At 66.0% G+C, this 26,726-nt stretch carries 25 protein-coding genes; 19 read left to right on the top strand and 6 right to left on the bottom strand.

What is annotated here, in order from left to right; translation table 11 throughout:
* Positions 1–14 precede the first annotated feature (14 nt).
* Both ACE3P2_RS12975 and ccsB read left to right on the top strand, forming a co-directional pair.
* Positions 15–2,054 (top strand): cytochrome c biogenesis protein ResB, encoded by a 2,040-nt coding sequence (locus ACE3P2_RS12975; RefSeq protein ID WP_374265080.1) that lies wholly within the window; start codon positions 15–17, stop codon positions 2,052–2,054.
* Positions 2,055–2,099: 45 nt separating this feature from the next.
* Positions 2,100–3,239: a c-type cytochrome biogenesis protein CcsB gene (gene ccsB / locus ACE3P2_RS12970; protein WP_374265078.1), complete on the top strand. Its 1,140-nt coding sequence runs from the start codon at positions 2,100–2,102 to the stop codon at positions 3,237–3,239.
* Here the strand turns inward: ccsB and ACE3P2_RS12965 are convergent.
* The 5 genes from ACE3P2_RS12965 to ffh form a co-directional block, all read right to left on the bottom strand.
* On the bottom strand, positions 3,236–4,063 hold the full coding sequence (locus ACE3P2_RS12965) for a ferritin-like domain-containing protein (RefSeq protein ID WP_374265076.1): 828 nt from the start codon (positions 4,061–4,063) through the stop codon (positions 3,236–3,238). The genes ccsB and ACE3P2_RS12965 overlap by 4 nt on opposite strands.
* 95 nt (positions 4,064–4,158) lie before the next feature.
* The gene (locus ACE3P2_RS12960) at positions 4,159–4,821 is read right to left on the bottom strand and encodes a phasin family protein (protein WP_374265074.1); all 663 of its coding nucleotides are present in this window, start codon (positions 4,819–4,821) and stop codon (positions 4,159–4,161) included.
* A 65-nt stretch (positions 4,822–4,886) separates the two neighbouring features.
* Complete coding sequence (locus ACE3P2_RS12955) at positions 4,887–5,498, bottom strand: response regulator transcription factor (protein WP_374265072.1); 612 nt, start codon at positions 5,496–5,498, stop codon at positions 4,887–4,889.
* A 48-nt stretch (positions 5,499–5,546) separates the two neighbouring features.
* Complete coding sequence (locus ACE3P2_RS12950; protein ID WP_374265070.1) at positions 5,547–7,040, bottom strand: PAS domain-containing protein; 1,494 nt, start codon at positions 7,038–7,040, stop codon at positions 5,547–5,549.
* Positions 7,041–7,102: 62 nt separating this feature from the next.
* A complete protein-coding gene (ffh, locus tag ACE3P2_RS12945) occupies positions 7,103–8,464 on the bottom strand; it encodes a signal recognition particle protein (protein ID WP_374265068.1) in 1,362 nt (453 codons plus the stop codon).
* A gap of 38 nt (positions 8,465–8,502) precedes the next feature.
* Here ffh and ACE3P2_RS12940 point away from each other — a divergent pair, with 38 nt between their 5' ends.
* From ACE3P2_RS12940 to nudB, 12 genes are all read left to right on the top strand, one after another.
* Complete coding sequence (locus ACE3P2_RS12940; RefSeq protein ID WP_374265066.1) at positions 8,503–9,330, top strand: inner membrane protein YpjD; 828 nt, start codon at positions 8,503–8,505, stop codon at positions 9,328–9,330.
* Positions 9,331–9,391: 61 nt separating this feature from the next.
* Positions 9,392–10,663 (top strand): HlyC/CorC family transporter, encoded by a 1,272-nt coding sequence (locus ACE3P2_RS12935; RefSeq protein ID WP_374265064.1) that lies wholly within the window; start codon positions 9,392–9,394, stop codon positions 10,661–10,663.
* Between the two features lie 90 nt (positions 10,664–10,753).
* Entirely contained in the window at positions 10,754–12,469 is a 1,716-nt protein-coding gene (gene pilB, locus ACE3P2_RS12930) for a type IV-A pilus assembly ATPase PilB (RefSeq protein WP_374265062.1), read from the top strand.
* A 22-nt stretch (positions 12,470–12,491) separates the two neighbouring features.
* Positions 12,492–13,739, top strand: coding sequence for a type II secretion system F family protein (locus ACE3P2_RS12925; protein WP_374265060.1), 1,248 nt, complete (start codon positions 12,492–12,494; stop codon positions 13,737–13,739).
* Between the two features lie 14 nt (positions 13,740–13,753).
* A complete protein-coding gene (locus ACE3P2_RS12920) occupies positions 13,754–14,602 on the top strand; it encodes an A24 family peptidase (protein WP_374265058.1) in 849 nt (282 codons plus the stop codon).
* Positions 14,603–14,713: 111 nt separating this feature from the next.
* Positions 14,714–14,980 carry an FmdB family zinc ribbon protein gene (locus ACE3P2_RS12915; RefSeq protein WP_374265056.1) on the top strand — a complete coding sequence of 89 codons (267 nt, stop codon included), beginning with the start codon at positions 14,714–14,716 and terminating at the stop codon, positions 14,978–14,980.
* Positions 14,981–15,005: 25 nt separating this feature from the next.
* A complete protein-coding gene (locus tag ACE3P2_RS12910) occupies positions 15,006–15,644 on the top strand; it encodes a DUF502 domain-containing protein (RefSeq protein WP_374265055.1) in 639 nt (212 codons plus the stop codon).
* 64 nt (positions 15,645–15,708) lie between these two features.
* On the top strand, positions 15,709–17,499 hold the full coding sequence (gene aspS, locus ACE3P2_RS12905) for an aspartate--tRNA ligase (protein ID WP_374265054.1): 1,791 nt from the start codon (positions 15,709–15,711) through the stop codon (positions 17,497–17,499).
* Positions 17,500–17,631: 132 nt separating this feature from the next.
* Positions 17,632–19,248: a tetratricopeptide repeat protein gene (locus ACE3P2_RS12900; RefSeq protein WP_374265053.1), complete on the top strand. Its 1,617-nt coding sequence runs from the start codon at positions 17,632–17,634 to the stop codon at positions 19,246–19,248.
* 49 nt (positions 19,249–19,297) lie between these two features.
* Positions 19,298–19,675 carry a ribonuclease domain-containing protein gene (locus tag ACE3P2_RS12895; RefSeq protein ID WP_374265052.1) on the top strand — a complete coding sequence of 126 codons (378 nt, stop codon included), beginning with the start codon at positions 19,298–19,300 and terminating at the stop codon, positions 19,673–19,675.
* A gap of 4 nt (positions 19,676–19,679) precedes the next feature.
* Entirely contained in the window at positions 19,680–20,123 is a 444-nt protein-coding gene (locus tag ACE3P2_RS12890) for a barstar family protein (protein WP_374265050.1), read from the top strand.
* Positions 20,042–20,593, top strand: a complete 552-nt coding sequence (gene nudB / locus ACE3P2_RS12885; protein WP_374265117.1) for a dihydroneopterin triphosphate diphosphatase — start codon at positions 20,042–20,044, stop codon at positions 20,591–20,593. Before ACE3P2_RS12890 ends, nudB begins: the two co-directional genes overlap by 82 nt.
* On the opposite strand, the gene ACE3P2_RS12880 is transcribed toward nudB, so the two are convergent.
* A complete protein-coding gene (locus ACE3P2_RS12880; protein WP_374265049.1) occupies positions 20,559–20,762 on the bottom strand; it encodes a cysteine-rich CWC family protein in 204 nt (67 codons plus the stop codon). The two genes, nudB and ACE3P2_RS12880, sit on opposite strands and share 35 nt — an antisense overlap.
* Before the next feature lie 136 nt (positions 20,763–20,898).
* Here ACE3P2_RS12880 and ACE3P2_RS12875 point away from each other — a divergent pair, with 136 nt between their 5' ends.
* The 5 genes from ACE3P2_RS12875 (at position 20,899) to nirB (ending at position 26,718) form a co-directional block, all read left to right on the top strand.
* Positions 20,899–21,318: an Hsp20/alpha crystallin family protein gene (locus tag ACE3P2_RS12875; RefSeq protein ID WP_374265047.1), complete on the top strand. Its 420-nt coding sequence runs from the start codon at positions 20,899–20,901 to the stop codon at positions 21,316–21,318.
* Positions 21,319–21,431: 113 nt separating this feature from the next.
* Positions 21,432–22,331: an acetylglutamate kinase gene (gene argB / locus ACE3P2_RS12870; RefSeq protein ID WP_374265045.1), complete on the top strand. Its 900-nt coding sequence runs from the start codon at positions 21,432–21,434 to the stop codon at positions 22,329–22,331.
* A gap of 207 nt (positions 22,332–22,538) precedes the next feature.
* A complete protein-coding gene (locus tag ACE3P2_RS12865) occupies positions 22,539–23,327 on the top strand; it encodes a hypothetical protein (RefSeq protein WP_374265043.1) in 789 nt (262 codons plus the stop codon).
* Positions 23,328–23,377: 50 nt separating this feature from the next.
* A complete protein-coding gene (locus tag ACE3P2_RS12860; RefSeq protein ID WP_374265041.1) occupies positions 23,378–23,914 on the top strand; it encodes a disulfide bond formation protein B in 537 nt (178 codons plus the stop codon).
* 341 nt (positions 23,915–24,255) lie between these two features.
* The gene (gene nirB / locus ACE3P2_RS12855) at positions 24,256–26,718 is read left to right on the top strand and encodes a nitrite reductase large subunit NirB (protein WP_374265039.1); all 2,463 of its coding nucleotides are present in this window, start codon (positions 24,256–24,258) and stop codon (positions 26,716–26,718) included.
* The last annotated feature ends 8 nt before the right edge of the window (positions 26,719–26,726 follow it).

Here is a 26,726-nt window from a genome sequence, read left to right as displayed (position 1 = left end):
GCTCGACACTGCCCATGCGACATCGCAGCACCCTCCGCGCCCTGTACGAACTGCTCAGTTCGATGCGCTTCGCGATCAGCCTGCTGACGATCCTCGGGATCGCCTCCATCATCGGGACGGTGCTCAAGCAGAACGAGCCCTACAACAACTACCTCAACCAGTTCGGTCCTTTCTGGTTCCCGGTCTTCGAGAAGCTCGGGCTCTACGCGGTCTATAACTCGAGCTGGTTTCTGCTCATCCTGGGCTTTCTGGTGCTCTCCACCAGCTTCTGCATCGTCCGCCAGACCCGCCCGATGCTGAAGGACATGCGCGGCTTTCGCGAGCACGCCCGGGAAAGCTCCCTCGCCCAGTTCCAGCACCACGCCCGGCTCGAAGTGCGCCTCGCCACCGCCGATGCCCAGACCGTCACCCGCAGCTATCTCGAACGGGCCGGCTTCACGGCGCGCGTCAATCCCCGCGACGATGGCGTGCTGCTCGCCGCCAAGCAGGGCAGTTGGACGCGCATCGGCTACTTCCTGGCCCACGCCGCCATCGTGCTGATCTGCATCGGCGGGCTGCTCGACGGCAACCTGCCCCTCAAGGCGCAGATGGCCCTCGGCGGCAAGACACCCACCTCCGGCAATCAGCTGATCGCCGACATCGGCCCCGGCAGCCGTCTCGGCCTCGACAACTGGAGCTTCCGCGGCAACGTGTTCATCCCCGAGGGCAAGAGCGCCAACGTGGCGGTGCTCAACGTGCAGGACGGCATCCTGCTGCAGGATCTACCCTTCACCGTCTCCCTCAAGAAGTTCCACATCGAGCACTACGACACCGGGATGCCCAAGCGCTTCGCCAGCGACATCATCATCACCGACAACACCAGCGGCCGCTCCGTCGAGAAGACCATCGAGGTCAATAAACCCTTCGAGTTCGACGGCGTCATGATGTACCAGGCCAGCTTCGAGGACGGCGGCTCGCGTCTGCGCCTCGTCGGTCACGATCTGCGCCCCGGCGCCCACGACACCGCCTTTCCCGTCGAGGGCGCCATTGGCGACTCGGTCAAGGTGAGCCACGCAGGCATCGAGCAGACCCTCGAACTGGGCACCTTCCGCGCCTTCAACATCGAAAACATGGCCGACGAGGACAAGACCGAGGTGGACACCGTCGCGCGCCTCGAAAAGCACCTGGGCAGCGGTGCCAAGTCGCCCACCAGGAAGGACATGCGCAACGTGGGGCCGAGCGTGCAGTACAAATTGCGCGACAGCGCCGGGCAGGCCCGGGAATACCAGAACTACATGCAGCCGATCGAACAGGACGGCGCCTGGTATCTGCTCTCCGGGATGCGCGAGTCGGCGTCGGCGCCATTCCGCTTCATGCGCATCCCGGTCGACGAAGACGGCAAGGCCGACACCTGGCTGGCCATCCGCGGCATGCTGATGGACAAGACCCGTCATGCCACCATCGCCCAGCGCTTCGCCGCCACCGCACTCGGCCCCGGCGTAGACGCCGGCGTGCGCGCCCGCATGGAGGACACGACCCGCAAGACGCTCGAGCTGTTCGCCATCGGGGGCTTCGAGAGCCTCGGCAAGTTCATCGAAAGCACCATTCCCGAGGCGGAGCGGGACAAGGCCGCCGACGTCTTCATCAAGATCCTCGAAGGCGCCACCTGGGAAGCCTGGAAGCAGCGCCGCGCCGACGCCGGCCTGCCTGCCATCGAACTCGACCCGAAGCGCGCGCGGCTGCTGCGCGACACCCTCAACGCCACCAGTGACAGCCTGCACTACGGAGCTCCCGTGTATCTGCAGCTCACCGGCTTCGAGGAAGTGCGCGCCACCGTCCTGCAGGTCACCCGCTCGCCAGGCAAGCCGATCGTCTATTTCGGCTCGCTGCTGCTCGTTCTCGGCGTGTTCGCCATGCTCTACATTCGCGAACGTCGGCTCTTCGTGCTGATCAAAGATTCGGGCGAGGCGCTGATCGCCCTCAGCTCGAACCGCAAGTCGATGGACGTCGAAGCCGCCTTCCGGCGTCATCGCGATGCGATCGCTGCCCTGCTCAAGCCCGGCGCCAACCCCTGACCCGCACCGTCGTTTTCCTGAGGTTTTCCTGAGAGGCCAAAGCCCATGGACATTGCCCACACCGACCCCAGCTCTTCATTCCGCCGCCTGAACTTTGGCGACTGGCTGTTCGCCCTCGCCCTGGCGGGCGCCGCCGCCTTCGCGCTGCGCCAGTACGGCGGCTTCATGGACATCTACGAGAAGGCCATCCTGCTCCTCGCCGTCCCGTCGCTCGCCGCCGTCGGCTGGGCCTGGAAACCGTTCCGGCTGTTCCTCGCCGTTTCCGCCGGCCTTGCGCTCGCCAGCATCGCGCTCTACCAAGGCGATCTGGCCCGGGCCGAAAAGGTGTTCTTCCTGAAGTACCTCATCTCCAGCCAGACGGCGATCATGTGGATGAGCGCCCTCGTCTTCATCGCCACCGGCGCCTACTGGCTGGGCCTGCTGGCGCGTTCCGACTTTGCCGAGAAAACCGGCTCCGCGCTCACCTGGAGCGCCGCCACGATGGGCACCACGGGCCTCTTCGTGCGCTGGTACGAGAGCTATCTGATCGGCACCGACGTGGGCCACATCCCCATCAGCAACTTGTACGAAGTCTTCGTGCTGTTCTCGCTGATCACCGCCCTGCTCTACCTCTATTACGAAGGCCGCTACGCCACGCGGCGGATGGGTGCCTTCGTACTGCTGGTGATCTCGGCGGCGGTGGCCTTCCTGCTGTGGTACACCTTCTCCCGCGAGGCCCAGGAGATCCAGCCGCTGATCCCCGCGCTGCAAAGCTACTGGATGAAGGTGCACGTGCCAGCCAACTTCATCGGCTACGGCGCCTTCGCGCTCGCCGCGATGATCGGCGTGGCCGACCTGCTGGTGCGCAAGGGCATCCTCGCCAGCCGCCTGCCCACCCCCGAAGTGCTCGACGACGTGATGTACAAAGCGATCGCCATCGGCTTTGCGTTCTTCACCATCGCCACCATTCTCGGCGCCCTGTGGGCCGCCGAGGCCTGGGGCACCTACTGGCAGTGGGACCCGAAGGAAACCTGGGCCTTCATCGTGTGGCTCAACTACGCCGCCTGGCTGCACATCCGCCTGACCAAGGGGCTGCGCGGCGCGCTGCTCGCGTGGTGGGCCGTGGTCGGTCTGGTCGTCACGGCCTTTGCATTCGTCGGCGTCAACATGTTCTTGTCGGGCCTGCACTCCTACGGATCGCTCTAAGGCGCCCGGCGCGGTCTGCCGCCCTCCAGCCGGGCAATCTCGGCCGCACTGAAGCCCGCCCTCCGGCGGGCTTCAACGTTCAAGGGCTTGGGTGGCCACGGCGCGTCGAAATCGGTCATCAGCGCCAGGTAAGTCGGCTCGGGGTCCAGCCCCCGTTCGGCACAGAAATGACGGAACCAGCGGTCGCCCAGCGCCACGTGACCGATCTCGTCACGCAGGATGATGTCGAGCACCGCGATGCTCGCCTCGTCGCCGATGCGGCGCAGACCGGCCACGATCGGCGGCGTCGCATCCAGCCCGCGCGCCTCCAGCACCCGGGGCACCAGCGCCATGCGGGCAAGCGGATCGTTGGCAGTCTTGACTGCCATGTCCCACAACCCGCGATGGGCCGGGAAATCCCCATAAACGTGGCCAAGCGCCGTCAGTCGATCGCACACCAGCCCGAAGTGGTAAGCCTCCTCGGCCGCCACCTGTAGCCAGCCGGCGTAAAAATCGGCAGGAAGCCCGCGGAAGCGATAGACGCAGTCGAGCGCCAGATTGATCGCGTTGAACTCGATGTGGGCGATGGCGTGCAGCAGGGCGGCATGCCCCTCGGGCGTGCCCGGTTTGCGCCGTGGCACGGCGGTATGGGCAATCAGGACTGGCAGCGCCGGCCGCCCGGCATCGTCCACCGCCACCACCGCACAAGCGCTGGCAACCGGAACGGACAGCCGGGCATCCTGCCAGTCGCGCCAAAGTTGCCCGGCGCGTCGGCACTTATCGGCCGGATCGGTGCTCATCAAAGCCTGCCAGGCCCGGGCATGGAGATCGTCGTCTTCGCTCATGGGGCGCGATGGTAGCGCGACGGCTGGCAGACAACGCAAAAAAAGGCCGCATTCTCGCGAATGCGGCCTAATACCCTTGAAACTCGGTTACGCGATCAGGCCGGCGTCTTGCGGCGCGCAGCGGCCGCCGGCTCGGCGATGCGCTTGAGCGCCTCCAGATTGGATTCGGCAATGCTGCCGAACTCGCCAGCCACCTTGGAGATGGAATCGAAGGCGGCCACCTGGCTGTCCAGGCTCTTGCGAATCGCCTCGAACAGCGGCGCAAAACCTTCCGGCGCCCCCTCGGCGATGCGCTCGATGTTCTCGCGAATCTGACGGGTGGCGTCGGTCGTCGACTGCTTGACGGCGTCGGCCAGGATGTCGCGCGTTTCGACGAGCACCGCGTACTGCTGGCGGGCTGCTTCCGCTGCACGATCGAAGTTGGGCTGGACGTAAGTCGCCTGCCAGACACTCAGCGCAGCGGGGTCCTTCACGCTCAGGAGCGCCTGCGTGGCCGCCAGCGCCTCGCGGGAAGACTGCATGCCGGCCTCGACCTGCAACCGGGTGATCTTCTCCACCTGCGTGGCAATGCTCTGCCCCAGTTCAATCAAACTGTCGAGGGTCGCGTCCCGAAACGGGCCGAACTGTGCAAAGCCTTGAGTCTGCATGTCTTCTCCTGAATCCACGGTGGGCGCCTGGGCTGCTTCGGGGGCGTCTCCTCCACCCGAGCTTGTCTTGGTTTCGTTTAGCCGCTTGGCAATCGTGACGGATTTTGCCAAATAAGGTGTTTCCACCAAATCCGGCCTTTCCCGATGGCCGATCCGGGAAAACCCGGATGTCCGCCTCAATGGGCGCCAGCCCGGACGACGATCCGGACCAGTTCGGCGAGCGAGTCCACCTGGAGTTTCTCCATGACGCGGGCACGGTGCTGCTCGACGGTTTTCATGCTGATCCCGAGATCCTCGGCGATCTGCTTGTTGAGCCGGCCCGCCACCATGCCTTCCATGACGTCGCGTTCGCGGGCGGTGAGGCTGTCGAGCCGGCCCAGCACTTCGGCCTGCCAGGCAGCCTCCTGACGGCGCCGCGCGGCGAGCTGGACGGCCTCGTGGACGCGATCGAGGAGCATCTGCTCGTTGAAGGGCTTCTGCAGAAAATCGAAGGCACCGTCCCGCATTGCGCGGGCCACCATCGGCACGTCGCCGTGGGCCGACACGAAAATGATCGGGGCATTGCAACCGAGCCGGATCAGCCGCTCCTGCAGCCCGACGCCGGACAGGCCCGGCATGCGCACGTCGAGCACCAGGCAGTGGGCCTGGGTCATCACCTCGGCATCGGCCAGCATGTCGACGGCGCTGGCAAAACTTCGCACCGGCAAGCCCAGGGTTTCGATGAGCAGGCCGATCGAAAGCCTGACCGCATCGTCGTCATCCACAACACAAACGAGCGCCTCGTCCATGTCAGCCTCCTCTCTGCCTTCGTTCTTTTTATGTCGTGCTGCCGGCGTTCAGGGCGCCACGGCCGAGGGTAGCGCGAAACAGAAAGTCGTGCCGCTCGCCGTACTGGATTCGACCCACAGTCGTCCGCCGTGGTTCTCGATGATCGTGCGACAAATTGCCAGACCGAGCCCGACGCCATCGGGCTTGGTGGTGGCGAAGGGGGCAAAGGGGTCGTGACGGACCGATTCGGCCAGGCCTTCGCCGACGTCGATCACCCCCACCTCGACGCTTCCGTCGCCCGCCACGCGGGTCCGGATCACCAGCTCCCGCTCGCCCGGGCTGGCGCTCATCGCATCGATGGCGTTCTTGACGAGGTTGCTCAGGACCTGCTCGAGCTGCACCTGGTCGCCGAGCACGCTCGGCAGCGGCTCCGACAGCTCGAGGCTCATCTGCACCGCGTGGGCGCGGGCCTCGAACTCGGCGAACCGCACCACGCTGCGCACCACGTCGTTGATCGCCACCGGTACCGGCACGAGACCGCCACGCCGCACGAAACCGCGCACCCGGTGGACGATGTCGCCGGCGCGCAGCGACTGTTCGGAGATCATCTTGAGCGGCTCGCGGATGCGCTCGCCGGCGGCACCGAGTTCCTCCAGCCGCCGCAGCGCGACCGCGCTGAAATTGCGCAACGCGGTGAGAGGCTGGTTGAGCTCGTGGGCCAGCGCCGAGGCCATCTCGCCCAGATGGATCAGACGGGCGGCGCGGGCCAGTTCGCCCTCCTGGCGCTTTTCGCGGGCCACGCTGAGATAGCGGTCGTGCACATCGCGCACCGTGCCGATCATCCGCGCCGGCCGGCCCTGGGCATCGCGCTCCATGACCTTGCCGCGCAGCGACATCCAGCGGTAGTTGCCGTCATCCACGCGCAGCCGGAACTCCACCTCCGTGATCGGACGGCCGCCGGCCAGATGAGCGTTGAAGGCCGCCATCGCCCGACGCAGGTCGTCCGGGTGCAGGCGCTCCGGCCAGATGTCGTTGCCGCGCAGCGGCACGTCGTCGGGCCAGCCGATGATGACCCGGAAGGACGGGCTCAGGTTGATCTCGCCGCTGTCGAGCGTCCAGTCCCACAAGGCGTCGCCGTGCCCCTCGAGGGCGAACTGCCAGAGGCGCTCTGAGGCCTTGAGGGTCTCGACGCGCTCCCGCGCCGCGGTGATATCCCGGTGAGTGCCGACAACCCGCAGCGGCTCCCCGGCGGGGCCGCGCTCGACCACCCCGCCGCGGGCCGATATCCAGCAGTAGCGACCATTCCGGCAGCGCAGCCGGAACTCCGCCTGATACGACGCCTGCTCGCCCGAGAGGCAGGCTTCGAGGCTGGCGAGGGCGGCTTCGCGGTCGTCCGGATGAAGCAGCGCGCGCCACCCCAGCCGCGCAGCCTCGGTCGGTGCGTAGCCCAGCATCGCCCCCCATCGCGGCGAGCGATAGACGCGGTCCTCGGCCAGGTTCCAGTCCCACAGCCCGTCGCCGGCAGCCTCGATGGCAAGCCGCCAGCGATCGTCCGCGGCCATCGCCCTCTCCTCCCCGGCGCGCGCCGCCGACATGGTTTCTGCCCGATGGCTGCGGAATCGACTCAGCGCAGGCCGCCGCCGGGCATCAGCCCCTTCATGGCACGCATCATCTTCTGCATGCCACCCTTGGAGAACTGCTTCATCATCTTCTGGGTTTGCTCGAACTGGCTCAGCAGGCGATTGACCTCCTGCACCGTCACCCCGGCGCCGGCGGCGATCCGCCGCTTGCGTGACGCCTTGAGGAGTTCCGGCTTGGCCCGCTCGAGCGGGGTCATCGAGTTGATGATGCCCTCGATGCGCTTGACGGCCTTCTCCTCGACGCCGCCCTGAAGCTGGCCCGCGGCCTGCGCGAACTGCGCCGGCAGCTTGTCGAGCAGGCTGGTGAGGCCACCCATCTTCTTCATCTGGCCGAGCTGGTCCTTGAAGTCGTTCAGGTCGAAGCCCTTGCCACTCTTGAGCTTCTGGGCGAACTCCTTGGCCTTCTCTTCATCGACGCCGCGGCGGGCATCCTCGACCAGCGACAGGATGTCGCCCATGCCAAGAATCCGGCTGGCCATCCGCTCGGGATGGAACTCCTCGAGGCCGGCCAGCTTCTCGCCGACCCCCGCAAACTTGAGCGGCTTGCCGGTCACGTGACGCACCGACAGGGCCGCGCCGCCGCGGGCATCGCCGTCGAGCTTGGTGAGCACCACGCCGGTGAGCGGCAGGGCATCGTTGAAAGCGCGGGCGGTATTCACCGCATCCTGGCCGAGCATCGCATCGACGACGAACAGGGTTTCGATCGGCTTCACCGTCGCGTGCAGCGCCTGGATTTCCTCCATCATCGCCTGGTCAATGGCGAGCCGGCCGGCGGTATCGACGAGCAGCACGTCAAAGTAGTGGCGACGGGCGTAATCGACGGCCGCCAGGGCGATGTCGACGGGCTTCTGATCGACGGAGGACGGGAAGAACGCGATGCCGGCCTGCTCGGCCACCGTCTGCAGCTGAGCGATGGCCGCCGGACGATAGACGTCGGTGGACACGGTCAGCACCTTCTTCTTCATCCGCTCGACGAGCATCTTGCCGAGCTTGCCGGTGGTCGTCGTCTTGCCGGCGCCCTGCAGACCCGCCATCAGGATGATCGCCGGCGGCTGGGTGGCCAGGTTGAGCCCGGCATGGGCGCCCCCCATCAGGTCGGTGAGTTCGCGATGCACCACGCCGACCAGGGCCTGGCCCGGCGTCAGCGAACTGAGCACCTCTGTGCCGACGGCCTTTTCCTTCACCCGGGCGATGAAGTCCTTCACCACCGGCAAGGCCACGTCGGCCTCCAGCAAGGCCATGCGGACCTCGCGCAGGGCGTCCTGGATGTTGTCTTCGGTCAGGCGAGCCTGACCGCGCAGGGTTTTAACGACTTTGGCAAGTCGCGTCGTGAGGTTATCCAGCATGATGGTTTGTAGCGGAGGCCTTGGGGTAAACTTCGAAGATGCCCGCGATTCTACTTCATCTCCTCCCCGCCTCCCTGTACGCACTGCTTGGCGTGCATTTCTGGCACAGCCGCTGGGTCGCGCCAACCGCCGCCCCACGCCAGGGCCTGCAGCCCAAGGAGCGCCTGTTGATGCTCGCGGCGCTGATCGCCCACGGCTTCGCGCTCAACAGCACGTTCTTCTCGGCGGAGGGCATTCATTTCGGTTTCAGTCTCGCGCTGTCGCTCATGCTGTGGCTGGCGATCCTGTTCTACTGGATCGAGAGCCTCTACGCCCGGCTCGAAGGCCTGCAGACCCTCGGCATGCCCGTTGCGGCCGTGTGCTCGCTGCTGCCGGCTTTCTTTCCCGACACCCACGTGCTCGAGAACGCCAACTCGCCGCTGTTCCGCGCCCACTTCGTGGTGGCGATGCTGGCCTACAGCCTCTTTACCCTGGCCGCCCTGCACGCGGTGCTGATGGCCGCCGCCGAACGTCGCCTGCACAGCGCGCGCCTCACCCGCGCGATCGCCGCGCTGCCGCCGCTGCTTACGATGGAAACCCTGCTGTTCCGGCTGATCGGGATCGCCTTCGTGCTGCTCACGCTGACCGTCGGCTCGGGCATCCTGTTCTCCGAAGCCTTGTTCGGCAAGGCCTTCCGCTTTGACCACAAGACGGTTTTCGCGGTCATCTCGTGGCTCATCTTCGGTGGCCTGCTGGCCGGCCGGCATTTCCAGGGCTGGCGCGGGCGCAAGGCGCAATACTGGACCCTGGCCGGCTTCATCGCGCTGATGCTGGCCTACGTCGGCAGCCGCTTCGTCGCCGAGGTGCTGCTCGGCCGCAGCGCTTGACAAGGCCCGACCCGGCCTGAATACTCGGTCGGCCTTTTCAACGGAATCACCCGCACCCCGCGTGGACGCCATCCCGCTTTACGCCCAGTCGGCCATCCTGGCCGCATTGCTGGCGCTTTCCGGTTTCTTCTCGATGGCCGAAACGGCCATGATGGCGGCCAACCGCTATCGCCTGCGCTCCGCCGCCAGCCTCGGCTCCCGTGGCGCTCGGCTGGCCCTCGAGCTGCTCGACCAGACCGACAAGCTGCTCGGCATCATCCTGCTGTTCAACAACCTCGTTAACGCCGCGGCGGCCACGCTGGTCAGCGTCATCACGATCCAGCTCTTCGGCAACGAGGAATGGGTGCTCGGCGTGAGCACCCTCGGCGTCACCTTCCTGATCCTCGTCTTTGCCGAGATCACCCCGAAGGTGATCGGCGCGAACCACGCTAATCGCCTCGCCAGCATCGTCAGCTACCCGCTTTCCGGGCTGCTCAAGGGGCTGTATTTCGTGGTGTGGTTCGTCAATCTCTTCGTGGCCGGCCTGCTCCGCCTGCTGCGCCTCGACAGCGATGGCAGCCAGACCGCCCAGCACTTGTCCACGGAAGAGCTGCGCACGATGGTGATCGAGTCGGGCGGCTTCATCCCGCCCAAACACCGCAGCATCCTGCTCAACCTGTTCGAGCTCGAGGACATTACCGTCGAGGACGTGATGACGCCGCGCAACCAGATCGAGGCCGTCAACATCGCCGATCCCATCGACGTGATCGAGGGCCACCTGGCCACCTGCTACCACACCCGGCAGCCGGTCTTCGACGGCGAGATGAACGCGGTGATCGGCATACTCCACGTCCGTCGCGTCCTCGGCCAGACCCTCGAACGCAGCCTGAGCGCCGCGGACATCCGCGAAACGCTGTCGCGCCCCTACTTCATTCCGGCCAGCACGCCGGTCTATTCGCAACTCCAGTTCTTCCAGGAAAACCGCGAGCGCCTCGGTCTGGTGGTGGACGAATACGGCGAGTTGCTGGGCCTCGTGACCCTCGAGGACATCATCGAGGAGCTGATCGGCAAGTTCACCACCAGCGCCCCCGGCGGCGCCGAACGCCTTGCCTGGCAGGGCGACAGTCTGCTCGTGGACGGCGGTCAGCACCTGCGCACCGTTAACCGCAAGCTCGGCCTCGACCTGCCGCTCGACGGCCCCAAGACGCTCAACGGGCTGCTCCTCGAACACCTGCAGGACATCCCCGAAGCCGGTCTGTCGATCAAGATCGCCGGCGTTCCCATCGAAGTGGTCCAGGCGGAGGACCGTCGCATCAAGACCGTGCGAATATTCCGCCCCAATGCAAAAAAGTAGCCACAAAACGTGTCGCGGCTTTACAAGCCCCGGGCCTGACGGCATGATCCAAGCACATTTCAGGCCGACCAACCACATCGACGTTCAGGCATGTCAGCAACTCCCCAAGCCGCCCTGAGCGGGCTCGCGCGCGCCCTGGTTCAACACGGCCGGCTCCTCGAGGCCGAGGCCGTCCAGTGCTCGTCGACCTCGGGAAACCCGAACGAGTTCGTCCTCGAAGTCATCAACCGGGGCCTGATGAGCGCCAACGACGTCGCCCGCTTCGCGGCCGAGACCTTCGGCTCGCCAGCCCTCGACCTCGGCGCCTTCGAACCCAGTTACCTGCCCGTCGACGCCATCGACCGCAAGCTGATGATCAAGCATCAGGTCGTCGCGCTCGGGCGGCGCGGCAACCGGCTCAGCCTGGCATTGGCCGATCCGTCCAATCTGCGCGTCCTCGACGAGATCCGCTTTCAGACCGGCCTGGTCGTCGATCCGGTGGTTGTCGAGGCGCCCAAGCTGGTTGCCCTGGTCGAACGACTCTCGGAAAGCGCCACCGCCACCCTCAAGGACCTCACCGGCGAAGAATTCGACATGGATCTGCTCGGCCAGGACAGCCCGGCCGACGCTCCGCCCATCGAAGACAGCGCCTCCGAAGTCGACGACGCGCCCGTCGTGCGCTTCATCCAGAAGCTGCTGATCGACGCCATCAACGAAGGCGCCTCGGACATCCACTTCGAGCCCTACGAGAAGTACTACCGCATCCGCTTCCGCACCGACGGCATCCTGCGCGAGATCGCCCAGCCGCCCCTCGTCCTGAAGGAAAAGATCGCTGCCCGAATCAAGGTCATCTCGCGGCTCGACATCTCCGAGAAGCGCGTGCCCCAGGACGGCCGGATGAAGCTGGTGCTCTCCAAGAACAAGGCCATCGACTTCCGGGTCTCGACGCTGCCCACGCTTCACGGCGAAAAGATCGTGATGCGGATCCTCGACCCCACCTCGGCCATGCTGGGCGTGGATGCCCTCGGTTACGAACCCGACCAGAAGGCCGCCCTGCTCGAAGCCATCGCCCGGCCTTACGGCATGGTCCTCGTCACCGGCCCGACCGGCAGCGGCAAGACGGTCTCGCTCTACACCTGCCTCAACATCCTCAACAAGCCGGGCGTCAACATCAGCACCGCCGAAGACCCGGCCGAAATCAACCTGCCCGGCATCAACCAGGTCAACGTCAACGAAAAGGCCGGCCTCACCTTCGCGTCGGCCCTGCGCGCCTTCCTGCGCCAGGATCCGGACGTCATCATGGTGGGCGAAATCCGCGATCTCGAAACCGCCGAGATTTCCATCAAGGCGGCGCAAACGGGCCACATCGTGCTGTCGACCCTGCACACCAACGATGCCCCGTCCACGCTCGAACGCCTCAAGAATATGGGCGTCGCGCCGTTCAATATAGCCTCGTCGGTGATCATGATCACCGCCCAGCGGCTAGCCCGCCGCCTGTGCAGCTGCAAACAGCCGGTCGACATCCCGATCGAAGCCCTCATCTCGGCGGGTTTCACCCAGGAGGACATCGACGGCACCTGGCAACCCTACGGCCCCAAGGGCTGCGAGCGATGCAAGGGTAGCGGCTACAAGGGGCGGCTCGGCATTTACCAAGTGATGCCGATCTCCGAAGAGATCGCACGTATAATCATGACGAACGGCAACTCGATGGATATCGCGGCCCAAGCCCAGATCGAGGGCGTCAGGGATCTGCGCCAGTCCGGCCTGCTGAAGGTGAAGCAAGGGGTCACGTCGCTGACCGAAGTCCTCGCCTGCACGAACGAGTGATTGCTTCACGCGGAAACTATCGATGGCCACTGCACCGAACAAGAAAGCCCCTTCCCGCGCCGCCTCCAACATCGCGCGCGAACACCTTTTCATCTGGGAAGGCAAGGACAAGACCGGCAAGATCATCCGGGGTGAAATGCGCGCCACGACGGAAACCGTCGTGCAGACCATCCTGCGCCGTCAGGGCATCCTGACCCACAAGATCCGCAAGCAGGCCTTCGCCCGCGGCCGCAAGATCACCGACAAGGACATCGCGCTCTTCACCCGGCAGCTCGCCACGATGATGCGATCCGGCGTGCCGTTGCTGCAATCCTTCGACATCTCGATCAAGGGCTGTGGCAACCCGTCGTTGGCCCGCTTGCTCAACGACGTTCGCGCCAACGTCGAGACCGGCAGCAGCCTTTCCCAGGCGTTCCGGCGCCACCCCGACCACTTCGACGCGCTGTTCTGCAACCTCGTCGCGGCCGGCGAACAGGCGGGCATCCTCGACTCCCTCCTCGATCGTCTTGCCACGTACAAGGAAAAAATCCTCGCCATCAAGAGCAAGATCAAGTCGGCGATGTTCTACCCGGTTGCGGTGGTCGTCGTGGCCGCACTGGTCGTCTCGGTCATGATGCTGTTCGTGGTGCCCGAGTTCAAGAAGGTGTTCGCGAGCTTCGGCGCCGACCTGCCCGCCCCGACGATGCTGGTCATTGCCATTTCCGACTTTTTCCTCGCCTATTGGTACATCGGCTTTACCTTGCTGATCGGCGGCCTGCTGGGCATTTCCTACGCGTACAAGCATTCCGTTCCGATGCAGGTGGCCGTCGACAAGATGACGCTGCAGATCCCCGTCATTGGCGAAGTCGTCCGGAAAGCCACCATCGCCCGCTGGACGCGTACGCTGTCCACGATGTTCGCCGCCGGTGTTCCCCTCGTCGAAGCCCTGGACTCGGTCGGTGGCGCAGCGGGCAACGTGGTCTATCGACAGGCCACCCGACAGATCCAGTCCGAGGTGAGCACCGGTACGAGCCTCACCGTCGCGATGCAAAATGCCCTCGTGTTCCCGACCATGGTCATCCAGATGGTGTCCATCGGCGAAGAATCCGGCCAGCTCGACTCGATGCTCAGCAAGGTCGCCGACTTCTTCGAGCGCGAGGTCGATGATGCCGTCGCCGGCCTGAGCCAGCTGCTCGAACCGATGATCATGGTTTTCCTCGGCGTAGTGATCGGCGGCCTCGTCGTCGCGATGTATCTTCCGATCTTCAAGATCGGCGCGGTCGTCGGCTAAGCCGGCGGATTTCGATGGACATCTTTCGCGATCCGCTGGTCTTCGCGGCTGTCTGCGCGCTGCTCGGACTCTTCATCGGCAGCTTCCTCAACGTCGTCATCCACCGCCTGCCGGTGATGATGGAACGCGAATGGCAAGCCGAGGCGGCAAGCCTGCGTGGCGAGGAAGCGATCGAGACGCCGCGCTTCAACCTCGCCACACCGCGCTCCCGCTGTCCGCACTGCGGACACCCGATCGGCGCGCTCGAGAACATCCCGGTGGTCAGCTACCTGCTGCTGCGTGGTCGCTGCCGCCATTGCAGCGGTCCGATCAGTGCCCGTTACCCCTTGATCGAGCTGCTCTGCGCCGCACTGTCGGGTGTCGCGGCCTTCCACTTCGGCTTCGGCGTTGCCGCCGCCGGCGCCCTGGTCTTCATCTGGGCCATGATCGCGCTGTGCTTCATCGACCTCGACACCCAACTGCTTCCCGACAGCATCACCCTCCCGCTGCTGTGGCTTGGCTTGCTGCTCAATCTGGGGGGCACCTACACCGACCTGCCCAGCGCGGTGATCGGTGCCGCGGCCGGCTACCTCTCGCTGTGGTCGGTGTTCTGGCTGTTCAAGCTCGCCACCGGCAAGGAAGGCATGGGCTACGGCGACTTCAAGCTGCTCGCGGCCATCGGTGCCTGGCTCGGCTGGCAGGTGCTCCCGCTCACCATCCTGCTGTCTTCGCTGGTCGGTGCGGTGGTCGGCATCGCCCTGATCGTGCTGCGCCAGCATGGCCGGGAGATTCCCATCCCCTTCGGCCCCTACCTGGGCGCCGCCGGGCTGCTCGCGCTGTTCTGGGGCGCACCGCTGACCGCCGCGTATCTCGGGATGCTCTGACCCCGCATCTTGAAAACAAGGGTTCCGCCCCCACCTCGGCGGAACCGGGCCGTGTTTCGCCCGATGTTGCGATGCGCTAAACTTCGCCCCATTGACTTTCCGGAGCTCGTCATGCCCATCTACGAGTATCGCTGCAGCACCTGCGGCCATCAAAAAGATCACCTTCAGAAAATGAGCGACGCACCGCTCACCACCTGCCCCGCCTGTGGCGCCGAGACCTACGCCAAGCAATTGTCGGCCGCGGGCTTCCAGCTCAAGGGTAGCGGCTGGTACGCCACCGACTTCAAGGGTGGCTCCGGCGCCAGCCCGAAATCCGAACCGGCGAAATCGGAGGCTCCGGCTTCGACACCCTGCGGCGGTAGCTGCGCGTGCCACTGAGCGCCCGCGCGCCCCTGACCGCTGAATGAAAAAATACTTTGTCACCGGCCTGCTGATCTGGATCCCGGTCGTCATCACCTTCGTGGTGCTGGCGTGGATCGTCACCACCCTCGACCAGATCCTGCTGCTCGTCCCCGCCTCGATCCGCCCGGACGCCCTGTTCGGTTTTCATGTGCCGGGTGTCGGCGTCGTCGTGTCGCTGCTGGTGATCCTCGCTACCGGGCTGGCCGCCGCGAACTTCGTCGGCCAGCGCATGGTGCGCTTCTGGGAAAGCCTCCTGTCGCGCATCCCGGTCGTCAAGTCGATCTACTACAGCGTCAAGCAGGTCTCCGACACCTTGCTGTCGAGCAACGGCCAGGCCTTCCGCAAGGCACTGCTGATCCAGTACCCGCGCGAGGGCATGTGGACCATCGGTTTTCAGACCGGCGCGCCCGGCGGCGATGCGGCCCATCACCTGGGCGGCGATTTCGTCAGCGTCTATGTGCCGACCACGCCCAACCCGACGTCCGGCTTCTTTCTGATGCTGCCCCGCAAGGACGCCATCGAGCTCGACATGAGCGTCGACGAGGCCCTCAAGTACATCATCTCGATGGGCGTCGTCGCCCCGCCGCCGCCCGCCCGGCCCGCGGCCCTTCAACCGGCGGCGGCCCTCCTGAACCAGTAAGCGAATCCACGACGCGTCTGCCCGGCAGGCGCGTTCCGTTCTTCCAGAAAACAAAGACTCCACCATGCGAACTCAATACTGCGGCCTTGTATCGACCGCCTACCTCGACCAGATCGTCACCCTTTGCGGCTGGGTTCACCGTCGTCGCGATCATGGCGGCGTGATCTTCATCGACCTGCGCGACCGCGAAGGTCTCGTCCAGGTGGTGTGCGATCCCGATCGCGCCGAGATGTTCCAGGTGGCCGAATCGATCCGTGGCGAGTTCGTCCTCAAGATCACCGGCAAGGTGCGCCGCCGCCCGGCCGGCACCGAGAACACCAACCTGGTCTCCGGCGAGATCGAAGTGCTGTGTCACGAGATCGAGATCCTCAACACCTCCGCCACGCCGCCGTTCCAGCTCGACGAGGAAAACCTCTCCGAGACGACCCGTCTGACCCACCGCGTCATCGACCTGCGCCGCCCGCAGATGCAGAAGAACATGATCCTGCGCTACCGCACGGCCATGGCCTTCCGCCGCTTCCTCGACGCCCAGGGCTTCATCGACATCGAAACGCCGATGCTCACCAAGAGCACCCCGGAAGGCGCCCGCGACTACCTCGTACCCTCCCGCGTGCATGACGGCCAGTTCTTCGCGCTTCCCCAGTCTCCCCAGCTGTTCAAGCAGATGCTGATGGTGGCCGGCTACGACCGCTACTACCAGATCGTCAAGTGCTTCCGCGACGAAGACCTCCGCGCCGACCGTCAGCCCGAATTCACCCAGGTCGATATCGAGACCTCCTTCCTCACCGAAGCCGAGATCACCGCGATGATGGAGGAGATGATCCGCACCATCTTCAAGGAAGTCCTCGCCGTCGAACTGCCCAACCCGTTCCCGCGCATGAGCTACGCCGAGGCGATGGACCGGTTCGGCTCCGACAAGCCCGACCTGCGCGTCACCCTCGAACTCACCGACGTCACCGACCTCGTCAAGGACGTGGCCTTCAAGGTCTTCTCGGGCCCCGCGACCTCCGGCGGCCGCGTGGCGGCGATCCGCGTCCCGGGCGGCGCCAGCCTGTCCCGCGGCGAGATCGACGAATACACCAAGTTCGTCGGCATCTACGGCGCCAAGGGCCTCGCCTACATCAAGGTCAACGATGCCAGCCAGCCCAACGAAACCGGTCTGCAGTCGCCGATCGTCAAGAACATCCACGCCACCGCGCTGTCGGCCATCCTCGAACGCACCGGCGCCCAGTCCGGCGACCTGATCTTCTTCGGCGCCGACAAGACCAAGATCGTCAACGACGCCCTCGGCGCGCTGCGCATCAAGCTCGGCCACGAGAAGGGCTACGTCAACGGCAAGGCCTGGGAGCCGCTGTGGGTCGTCGATTTCCCGATGTTCGAGTACGACGAGGACGACAAGCGCTGGACCGCCTGCCACCACCCCTTCACCAGCCCGAAGGACGAGCACCTCGAGCTGCTCACCAGCGACCCCGGCAAGTGCCTCGCCAAGGCCTATGACCTGGCCCTCAACGGCTGGGAAATCGGCGGCGGCTCGGTGCGCATCCACCGCGCCGAAGTTCAGGAAAAGGTCTTCTCCGCCCTCAACATCGGGCCGGAAGAACAGCAGGCCAAGTTCGGCTTCCTGCTCGACGCCCTGCGCTACGGTGCGCCCCCGCACGGCGGCCTCGCCTTCGGCCTCGACCGCATCGTCACCATGATGACCGGCGCCGAGTCCATCCGCGACGTGATCGCCTTCCCCAAGACCCAGCGCGCCCAGTGCCTGCTCACCGACGCCCCGTCGCCGGTGGACGAAAAGCAGCTGCGCGAACTGCACATCCGCCTGCGCAACAATCCGGGTGCGACGCCGGCCGCCTGATTGCCGCATTACAGCAGCACCAGAATGGGGCAGACGGTTCGCCGTCTGCCCCATTTTCTTGCATCAACCTATCAAGATTCACCACCGGCGGCCGTTTGCAGAGTCAATCGCCCCTGACCTGCCTCTGCCACCGTGATCGACCTGGACACCATCTCCGCCCTCATCGTCGAAGCCAATCCGAACATGCGGACTCAGCTTCGCAACATGCTCAACATGAGCGGCATCGCCAAGGTCCAGTTCGCCGTGACCGCCGGCGTGGCGGTGCGCAAGCTGCGCGACGCGCGCTTCGACCTGATCCTCTGCGAATACCACATCGGCGACGGCCAGGACGGCCAGCACCTGCTCGAAGACCTGCGCCACAACGCGATCATTCCGCTCTCGACGCTGTTCGTGATGGTCACCGGCGAGCGTCAGTATGAACGCGTCGTCAGTGCGGCCGAACTCGCACCCAACGACTACATCCTCAAGCCCTTCGCCGCCGACACCCTGCACGAGCGCATCCTGCGTGCCCTCGAGAAGCGCGACGCCTTCATGCCGGCCTACCGCCTCATCGAGCTCGGCAACGTTCCCGACGCGATCACCTACTGCGCCGACGCGGAAGAAAAATTCCCCCAGTGGCAGCTCGACTTCATGCGCCTGCGCGCCGAGCTCCACGTGGCCAGCGGCAACGCCGACGAAGCCCAGCGGCTTTACGAGCGCATCCTCAGCACCCGCAGCATTCCGTGGGCCCGGCTCGGTCTCGCGAAATCGCTGTTCATGCAGAAGTGCTATGCCGAGGCCGAGGACATGCTCCAGTCGCTGGTCAACGAGAACGACCTCTTCGTCGATGCCTACGACTGGCTGTCGCGCACCCGCGAGGCCGCCGGCGAGCTCGAATCCGCCCGCAGCATCCTCGCCAGCGCCACCGCCCTGTCGCCCCATCGCGTCGGCCGCCTGCGCCGCCTGGGCGAACTCTCCATCGAGACCGGCGATCACGAGGCCGCCGAGAAGATCCTCAGCGAGGTCGTGCGCAAGGGCAAGTATTCCGATTTCCGTGACCCGGAAGACCACGTCCGTCTGCTCCAGGCCCAGCTCGGCAAGGGCGACACCACCCAGGCCGAGGCCACCATCCGCGACCTCGAACGTTCGATGGCCGGGCTCGACAAGACGCGCTCGTGCTCGGCCCTGTCGAGTGCGCTGGTGCACGTCAAGAAGGGCGACACCGAGCGGGCCGGCGAAGCCATCAAGCAACTGCTGGCCGATCAGGGGGCCGCCCAGGCGCTTTCGCCCCGCCTCAAGGGCGAACTTGCCCGCGCCTGTTTCGCCACCCGGCTCGACGACCATGGAACGGAAGTGGTCCTCGACATCATGCGCAACGCCCCTGACGATCGGGCCGTCGCCCACGCCAAGGACATGCTGAAGGCCGTCGGCAAGGCCGAACTGGGCGAACAACTCGCCGGTCAGATCAACGGCGAGGTCAAGGATCTCGTCTCCGAAGGCGCCCGCAAGGCTCAGGACGGCGATTACGACGGCGCGGTGCAGTTCATGCTGAGCGCCGTGCGGCGCATGCCCGGCAACACCCACGTCCTGTTCAACGCCACGCTGGCACTGCTCAAGCACATTGAGCACTGCGGCTGGAACGAGCGCTTCGCCGAGCAGGCCCGCGGCATGATGGAACGCGCCCGCAGCCAGGACCCGGGCAACAGTCGCCTGCCCGCCCTCACCGCCTACTACTACAACCTGCTCAAGAAATACGGCATCCAGGCCTGAGACGGCGCTGCTAAACTGACGGCGGATTTCAACACGCCCGCTGCCCGCCATGCTCGCCCGTTGCCTTCGCCTCGTCGCCCTCGTCCTCCTCGTCGTCGCCCAGAGTGCCCATGCCCGCGACCTGCTCGACTGGCGCGGTGCAGACATCCCCGGCGTCGCTGTCGGCGCTCTGCCGGCCGAGGCCCGCGACACCCTGGCGTTGATCCACCAGGGCGGCCCCTACCCCTATCGACGGGACGGCATTCCCTTCCAGAACCGCGAAGGCCGCCTGCCCGACGCCGCCCGAGGCTATTACCGCGAATTCACCGTGACCACCCCCGGTGCCCGCGACCGGGGCGCCCGACGCATCATCAGCGGCGGCAATCCGCCCGCGGTGTTCTACTACTCCGACGACCACTACCGCAGCTTCCGCCGCATCCGGGAGTAACGCCATGTCCCGCGCACCTTTCCATTCCCTGCTCCCCCGCGCCGAACGGGCCGGGCTCTACCACATGCCCTACGCCGCCGACCTCGCCCTCGAAGAAGCCGCCGAAAGCCTCGACTACCCGATGCACCGGGTGGACCTCTCGAAGGTCACCGACAAGGCGGGTTTCCTCGCCGCCATCGGCACCGCCCTGAATTTTCCCGACTGGTACGGTCACAACTGGGACGCGCTGGCCGACTGCCTCACCGACCTGTCGTGGATGGCCGCCGACGGCTACGTGATCGTCCTCGACCACGCCGACGGCTTCGCCACCGCCAGCCCCACCGATTTCGCGACGGCCCTGTCGATCTTCCAGGATGCCGCCGACACCTGGCGCGAAGACGGCATTCCGTTCTGGACGCTGGTTGGCACCGCCAGCGACGGCATGGCCTGGCTGCAGGATCTGGAGTAAATCCGATTTACAAGCAGCCCGTCTCGGTGCTGGTGGTGATCCACACCCCACAGCGCGACGTCCTCGTCCTCGAGCGCGCCGGCAGCCCGGGCCTGTGGCAGTCGGTCACCGGCAGCCGCGAGGCCGACGAATCCCTCGCCACGACGGCGCTGCGCGAAGTGGCCGAAGAGACCGGCATCGTCGCCGAGGCGGCCGATCTCACCGATTGGCGACTCGCCAACCGCTTTCCGATCCTGCTCCGCTGGCGCGGTCGCTACGCGCCGGGCGTCACCCACAACACCGAGCACGTCTTCAGCCTGTGCGTGCCGACCGCCGTGGCGGTTCGCCTCGCCCCCGCAGAGCACACCGCATCCGCCTGGCTCCCGTGGCACCTCGCAGCCGGGCGGGTGTTCTCGTGGACCAATCGGGACGCGATCCAGCTGGTCGCGCAGCGCCTCAGCGCGGCGGTGCCGCCTCGATCCGCTTCCTGAGGCAATCCGGGCAATAGCAGCTACCCGTCTGTTCGTCGGCCGGCACCGCCAGCAGGGGCGGAAAGGCCGTGCACCAGCAGGTCGTCTCGCCGGCGTTCATGCCGCAGGTGAATTGCGCGCCGCACGCGGGACAGACATTGGTGGGCGGCGGGAACAGCGGTTTTTCCATGGGCAACTCCTTCGGTCGTCGAGGGCGGGAGTGTAGCCGCTCCGACCCACTTGAAGTCCTCCGACGCGCACCCTATATACGGATCAGAGAGGGCACCCGGCCCTCGATACCGCAACCAGGACAAGGAGATTTACGCATGAGCAACCTGACTCGCCGTGACCCTTTGGACGACTTTTTCCGCGGCTTTTTCGTCCGCCCGGTCGAATACGGCAGCACCGCCACCACCGAAGCCCCGCAGATGCGGGTCGATGTGAAGGAGATCGGCGACGCGTACCAGGTGCACGCCGAACTGCCCGGCATCAAGAAGGAAGACATCCACGTGCACATCGACGGCCCGGTGGTGTCGATCAGCGCGGAGCGCAAGCAGGACAAGGAAGAGAAGGAAGGCGAACGCGTGCTGCGCACCGAGCGTTACTTCGGTCAGGTGTCGCGCAGCTTCCAGCTCGGCCAGGACGTCGACGAATCCAGGGCCTCCGCCCGCTTCACCGACGGCGTGCTGGAACTGAACCTGCCCAAGAAGATCGCCGCCCAGGCCAAGCGCCTCGTGATCGACTGAACGCCGGAGCGGCCCAGCCACAAAAGCGGGAAGCGCAATCTTCCCGCTTTTTGTTTGCCGGTGGGCTCATTACAATCGCGCCTACCCGCAACCAACCTGCGCCGCAACCGATCATGACCCAGCACCTCGACACCTCCGACCTGTCCCCGGCCCAGAAGGCCGCCATCATCGCCGAAGCCCTGCCCTACATCCGCCGCTTCCAGGACAAGACCCTGGTCATCAAGTACGGCGGCAATGCGATGACCGATCCGCACCTCAAGGAATGCTTCGCCCACGACGTGGTGCTCCTCAAGCTGGTCGGCTTCAACCCGGTGGTCGTCCACGGCGGCGGCCCGCAGATCGAGACCATGCTCTCCCGTGTCGGCAAGAAGGGCGAGTTCGTCCAGGGCATGCGCGTCACCGACGGCGAGACGATGGAAGTGGTCGAAATGGTGCTCGGCGGCCAGGTGAACAAGGAAATCGTCAGCCTCATCAACCAGGCCGGCGGCAAGGCCGTGGGCCTCACCGGCAAGGACTCCAACTTCATCCGCGCCAAGAAGCTGATGATGGAAAACAAGGATGCGCCGGGCGAGTTCATCGACATCGGCCAGGTGGGCGACATCACCCAGATCGACCCGAGCCTGATCTCCTTCCTCGACAAGGGCGACTTCATCCCGGTGATCGCCCCGATCGGCGTCGGCGAGGACGGCGAGAGCTATAACATCAACGCAGACGTGGTTGCCGGCAAGCTCGCCGAAATCCTCAAGGCCGAGAAACTGGTGCTCCTCACCAACACCCCGGGCGTGCTCGACAAGCAGGGCAAGCTGCTCACCGGCCTCACCCCGCGCCAGATCGACGAACTCGTGGCTGACGGCACCCTGTCCGGCGGCATGCTGCCTAAGATCGGTTCGGCGCTCGACGCCGCCCGCAACGGCGTGAAGAGCGTGCACATCATCGACGGGCGCGTCGAACATTGCCTGCTCCTCGAGATCCTCACCGACCACGGCGTCGGCACGATGATCAAGAGCAAATAAGCCCACCGCCCACCGGCCCCGGCTCGAGACGAGGCGCTGCGGCGCCTCGTCTTGCGTTCACCCGCCGAAAAAATCCGGGAACTCTGTCAAATAGTGACAACGCTACGGAGTCCGTCCAATCGCTCACAGCCCCTCCCGCCGCACTCGGGGCATTTTGTAGCGATCTACAAAAACATCGCCGGCCAACGCCGGACCAGCCCGCGCACCATGACCCTCCTTTCCCGCACTACCGCCCAGCGCCTCGGTCTCGCCTGTTTCGTCTCCCTCGGTCTCGCCGCCTGTGGCGGCGGCGGTGGCGGTGGCAATCCCGCGGCGGCCCCCGGCAGTACCACGCCGCCCGTGACGATCACCCCGCAGAACGCCGCCCTGTGGTTCGGCAGCACCAGCACCGGCCGCAGCCTCAACATCGTCGTTCTCGACGGCGGGCGCAGCTTCATCCTCTACAGCGCGATCGGCAACCCCGCGACCACGGGCGGTGCCATCGTCGGCAGCGCCACCCAGAGCGGCGCCAGCCTGGCGATCGACGCCGTGGACTTCAGCTGGGAAGGCCTCAGCAGCGCCCGCGCGCGGGTTGCCGGCAGCCTGGACAGCAGCGTCGGCTACAACGGCATCACCACCTACGACAGCGACGCCAGCCGCAATTTCAGTTTCACCACCAGCTACCGCCAACCCAGCGCCCAGGTGATCGGCATGAGCGACGTGGCGGGCGCCTATGCCGGCACCGACCACGCCACCGTGCTCACCATTGGCGCCGACGGCACCATCCGCGGTATCGCCTTCTCGCCCGACTGCGCCTTCACCGGCACCATCGTCCCGTCCAAGAACTACACCACCCTGATGCACATGGCGCTCACCTTCCAGGGCGGCTCCTGCGCGTTCGGCACCAACACCCTCGAGGGCATCGCCATCTACGACCCCAGCCTCGCCACCATGCAGGGCATCGCGCTCGTCAATACCGGTGCCAGCATCGCCCTGTTCCAGGCCCACAAGTCCTGAGCACCAGCGGGGGCCGGGCAACGGCCCCCGACACGGCCCGGACCGCTACAATGAAGCTCGTTCCTACCCCGCGTTTTCCGACGATGTTCTCCCGCCTGCCCTTTCGCCTGCTCGCCCTCGCCCTCTTCGCAACCTGCGCCAGCCTGCTGGCCGCCGGCCTCTACATCCAACACGTGCAGGGCATCGAGCCGTGCCCGATGTGCATCCTGCAGCGCTATGCGCTGATGGTGTGCGGCGTGATCGGCCTCATTGCCGGCCTTCACAACCCGGGCCGCGGCGGCCAGAACGGCTACGCCACCCTGCTGGCCATCGCGGCCGTCGCCGGCGGCGGGGTGGCTGCCCGCCAGTCGTGGATCCAGTGGTATCCGCCGGCCGTGTCGGAATGCGGACCGGGCCTGGAATACATGCTCGAGCGCTTTCCCCTCGCCTCGTCGCTGCCGATGATCTTCCGCGGCGCCGGCGACTGCTCGGTGGTGGACTGGACCTTCCTCGGCCTGACCATCGCCAACTGGTCCTTCCTCGCCTTTGCCGCGATCCTCGCCGGCCTCGTCGCCTACCTGCTGCAGCGCCGCACCCGCGGCGCCTGAAAGACGCCCCAGCGCGGGGCCGGGCGCACCACCCAGGTGCGCCAGATATCGCCAATACCCCCCTTTCCACGCCGACTTTTCGTCAATGGCGCGGCCTTTCAAGGGTGGCACACCCTTTGCTTTAATTCCTCCAACAAATGCGGTGGGCGGCAACAACGATTTTGCTGCGCCGCCCGCAACCTGACTCCAGGTGCAAGCGCGCAGCTTCCCGCTCGAAGCCGCGACGCGGAACGGCCAACGGCGGCCCGCCCGCGATCAACGACGATTTCTCCTGCCAAGGCTTACCGCCCGCATCGGCCGCCCCGCGCCCGGTCCGGGGAGAATCAATCGTCGGAGGCATCATGCGCAAACTCAAACTGGTCATGGTCGGCAACGGGATGGCGGGCGTCCGCACCCTGGAAGAACTGCGGAAGATCGCCCCGGAGATGTACGACATCACCGTGTTCGGCGCCGAACCCCATCCGAACTACAACCGCATCCTGCTCTCGCCCGTCCTGGCCGGCGAGATGACGATCCAGGACATCATCCTCAACGACCTGGACTGGTACGCCGACAACGGGATCACCCTGCACCTGGGCGCCCGCGTCACCGAGATCGACCGTCGCAACCGTTCGGTCGTCGCCACCGGCAAGGACGGCGAGCGGATCGTCGCCGACTACGACCGCCTGCTGATCGCCACCGGCTCGACGCCTTTCATGCTGCCCATTCCAGGCAGCGACCTGCCGGGCGTCATCGCCTACCGCGACATCCAGGACACCGACGCGATGATCGACGCGGCGGCACGCTTCAAGCACGCGGTGGTGATCGGCGCCGGGCTGCTCGGCCTCGAAGCGGCCAACGGTCTGGCACTGCGCGGCATGGACGTGACCGTGGTGCATCTGTCCGAGTGGATCATGGAGCGTCAGCTCGACCGCACCGCCGGCAAGATGCTGCAGGCCGCGCTCGAGACCAAGGGCATGAAGTTCCGGCTGAACGCCCAGACGGCCGAGCTGGTGAAGGGTGAATCAGGCCGCGTCTGCGCCGTGAAGTTCAAGGACGGCGCCTGTATCCCGGCCGACCTCGTCTGCATGGCCGCCGGCATCCGCCCGAACGTTGCGCTGGCAGAGAAGGCCGGCATCCACTGCAACCGTGGCATCGTCGTCTCCGACACCCTGCAGACCTACGACCCGCGCATCTACGCCGTGGGCGAATGTGCCAACCACCGCGGCACCGCCTACGGCCTGGTCGCGCCGCTGTTCGAGCAGGCCAAGGTGTGCGCCAACCACCTGGCCATGCATGGCATCGGCCGCTACCAGGGCTCGGTGACCAGCACCAAGCTCAAGGTGACGGGCATCGACGTGTTCTCGGCGGGCGACTTCTCGGGGGCGGAAGGCACCGAGGACATCGTCCTCCACGACCCGGGCATGGGCGTTTACAAGCGCCTCGTGCTCAAGGACGACCGGCTCGTCGGCGCCGTGCTCTACGGCGACACCAAGGACGGCGCCTGGTATTTCCAGCTACTCAAGGACGCGCAGGACATCGGCGACATTCGCGACCACCTCGTCTTCGGCAACGCCCACCTGGGCGACGTGGGCCACAAGGGCAACAACCTGGCCGCCTCGATGCCCGACAGCGCCGAGGTGTGCGGCTGCAACGGCGTGTGCAAGGGCACCATCGTCAAGGCGATCCAGGAGCACGGCCTCTTCACCCTGGAGGACGTGCGCAAACACACCAAGGCGTCGAGCTCCTGCGGCTCGTGCACCGGGCTCGTCGAGCAGATCCTCGCCTCCACCGTCGGCGGCGCCTACCAGCCGGCCGACTCCAACAACAAGCCGGTGTGTGGCTGCACCGACCATTCCCACGGCGAGGTGCGCAAGGCGATCCGCGAGCACAGGCTGCTTTCCGTGGCCGCCGCCCAGCGCTTCCTCGACTGGAAGACGCCCAACGGCTGCGCCACCTGCCGGCCGGCGCTCAACTACTACTGCCTGTCCACCTGGCCCCACGAAGCCATCGACGACCCGCAGAGCCGCTTCATCAACGAGCGCGCCCACGCCAACATCCAGAAAGACGGCACCTACTCGGTGGTGCCGCGCATGTGGGGCGGCCTCACCAACCCCACCGAGCTGCGCGCCATCGCCGACGCCGCCGAGAAGTACCGGGTGCCCACCGTCAAGGTCACCGGCGGCCAGCGCATCGATCTGCTCGGCGTGAAGAAGGAAGACCTGCCCGCCATCTGGGCGGATTTAGCCAGGGCCGGCATGGTCTCCGGCCACGCCTACGGCAAGAGCCTGCGCACCGTGAAGACCTGCGTGGGCAGCGAGCACTGCCGCTTCGGCACCCAGCGCTCGATGGATCTGGGTGTCAAGCTCGAGAAAATGCTCTACGGCATGTGGAGCCCCCACAAGGTGAAACTGGCCGTCTCGGGCTGCCCGCGCAACTGCGCCGAATCGGGCATCAAGGACATCGGCGTGATCGGCGTCGATTCGGGCTACGAGCTTTACATCGGCGGCAATGGCGGCATCAAGACCGAGGTGGCGCAATTCTTCTGCAAGGTGAAGGACGACGACGAGGTGATGGAATACGGCGGCGCCTTCATCCAGCTCTACCGGGAGGAAGGCTTCTACCTCGAACGCACCTGCCACTACCTCGAACGCGTGGGCATGGAGCACATCCGCCAGCAGGTGCTGGACGACGCCGGCACGCGCAAGGCACTGCACGAGCGGCTGCTGTTCGCCCTCCAGCACTACCAGGACCCGTGGGCCGAGATCGTCGAGGACGTCGCCGGCGGCACCCACAAACGTCAATTCGAAATCATCAAGGTGTGAGGGCCGCC

This window comes from Zoogloea sp., assembly GCF_041911615.1.
In the GTDB taxonomy this organism is placed as follows: domain Bacteria; phylum Pseudomonadota; class Gammaproteobacteria; order Burkholderiales; family Rhodocyclaceae; genus Zoogloea.
Note: the sequence above shows the minus strand (reverse complement) of the source record. Positions and strands in the feature narration are given on the sequence as shown.

Coding starts and splice junctions, on each gene's coding strand:
- ACE3P2_RS12975 (WP_374265080.1), top strand. CDS start 15: ATGCGACATCGCAGCACCCTCCGCGCCCTGTACGAACTGCTCAGTTCG.
- ccsB (WP_374265078.1), top strand. CDS start 2,100: ATGGACATTGCCCACACCGACCCCAGCTCTTCATTCCGCCGCCTGAAC.
- ACE3P2_RS12965 (WP_374265076.1), bottom strand. CDS start 4,063: ATGAGCGAAGACGACGATCTCCATGCCCGGGCCTGGCAGGCTTTGATG.
- ACE3P2_RS12955 (WP_374265072.1), bottom strand. CDS start 5,498: ATGGACGAGGCGCTCGTTTGTGTTGTGGATGACGACGATGCGGTCAGG.
- ACE3P2_RS12950 (WP_374265070.1), bottom strand. CDS start 7,040: ATGGCCGCGGACGATCGCTGGCGGCTTGCCATCGAGGCTGCCGGCGAC.
- ffh (WP_374265068.1), bottom strand. CDS start 8,464: ATGCTGGATAACCTCACGACGCGACTTGCCAAAGTCGTTAAAACCCTG.
- ACE3P2_RS12940 (WP_374265066.1), top strand. CDS start 8,503: ATGCCCGCGATTCTACTTCATCTCCTCCCCGCCTCCCTGTACGCACTG.
- pilB (WP_374265062.1), top strand. CDS start 10,754: ATGTCAGCAACTCCCCAAGCCGCCCTGAGCGGGCTCGCGCGCGCCCTG.
- ACE3P2_RS12925 (WP_374265060.1), top strand. CDS start 12,492: ATGGCCACTGCACCGAACAAGAAAGCCCCTTCCCGCGCCGCCTCCAAC.
- ACE3P2_RS12920 (WP_374265058.1), top strand. CDS start 13,754: ATGGACATCTTTCGCGATCCGCTGGTCTTCGCGGCTGTCTGCGCGCTG.
- ACE3P2_RS12915 (WP_374265056.1), top strand. CDS start 14,714: ATGCCCATCTACGAGTATCGCTGCAGCACCTGCGGCCATCAAAAAGAT.
- ACE3P2_RS12910 (WP_374265055.1), top strand. CDS start 15,006: ATGAAAAAATACTTTGTCACCGGCCTGCTGATCTGGATCCCGGTCGTC.
- aspS (WP_374265054.1), top strand. CDS start 15,709: ATGCGAACTCAATACTGCGGCCTTGTATCGACCGCCTACCTCGACCAG.
- ACE3P2_RS12895 (WP_374265052.1), top strand. CDS start 19,298: ATGCTCGCCCGTTGCCTTCGCCTCGTCGCCCTCGTCCTCCTCGTCGTC.
- ACE3P2_RS12890 (WP_374265050.1), top strand. CDS start 19,680: ATGTCCCGCGCACCTTTCCATTCCCTGCTCCCCCGCGCCGAACGGGCC.
- ACE3P2_RS12880 (WP_374265049.1), bottom strand. CDS start 20,762: ATGGAAAAACCGCTGTTCCCGCCGCCCACCAATGTCTGTCCCGCGTGC.
- ACE3P2_RS12875 (WP_374265047.1), top strand. CDS start 20,899: ATGAGCAACCTGACTCGCCGTGACCCTTTGGACGACTTTTTCCGCGGC.
- argB (WP_374265045.1), top strand. CDS start 21,432: ATGACCCAGCACCTCGACACCTCCGACCTGTCCCCGGCCCAGAAGGCC.
- ACE3P2_RS12865 (WP_374265043.1), top strand. CDS start 22,539: ATGACCCTCCTTTCCCGCACTACCGCCCAGCGCCTCGGTCTCGCCTGT.
- ACE3P2_RS12860 (WP_374265041.1), top strand. CDS start 23,378: ATGAAGCTCGTTCCTACCCCGCGTTTTCCGACGATGTTCTCCCGCCTG.
- nirB (WP_374265039.1), top strand. CDS start 24,256: ATGCGCAAACTCAAACTGGTCATGGTCGGCAACGGGATGGCGGGCGTC.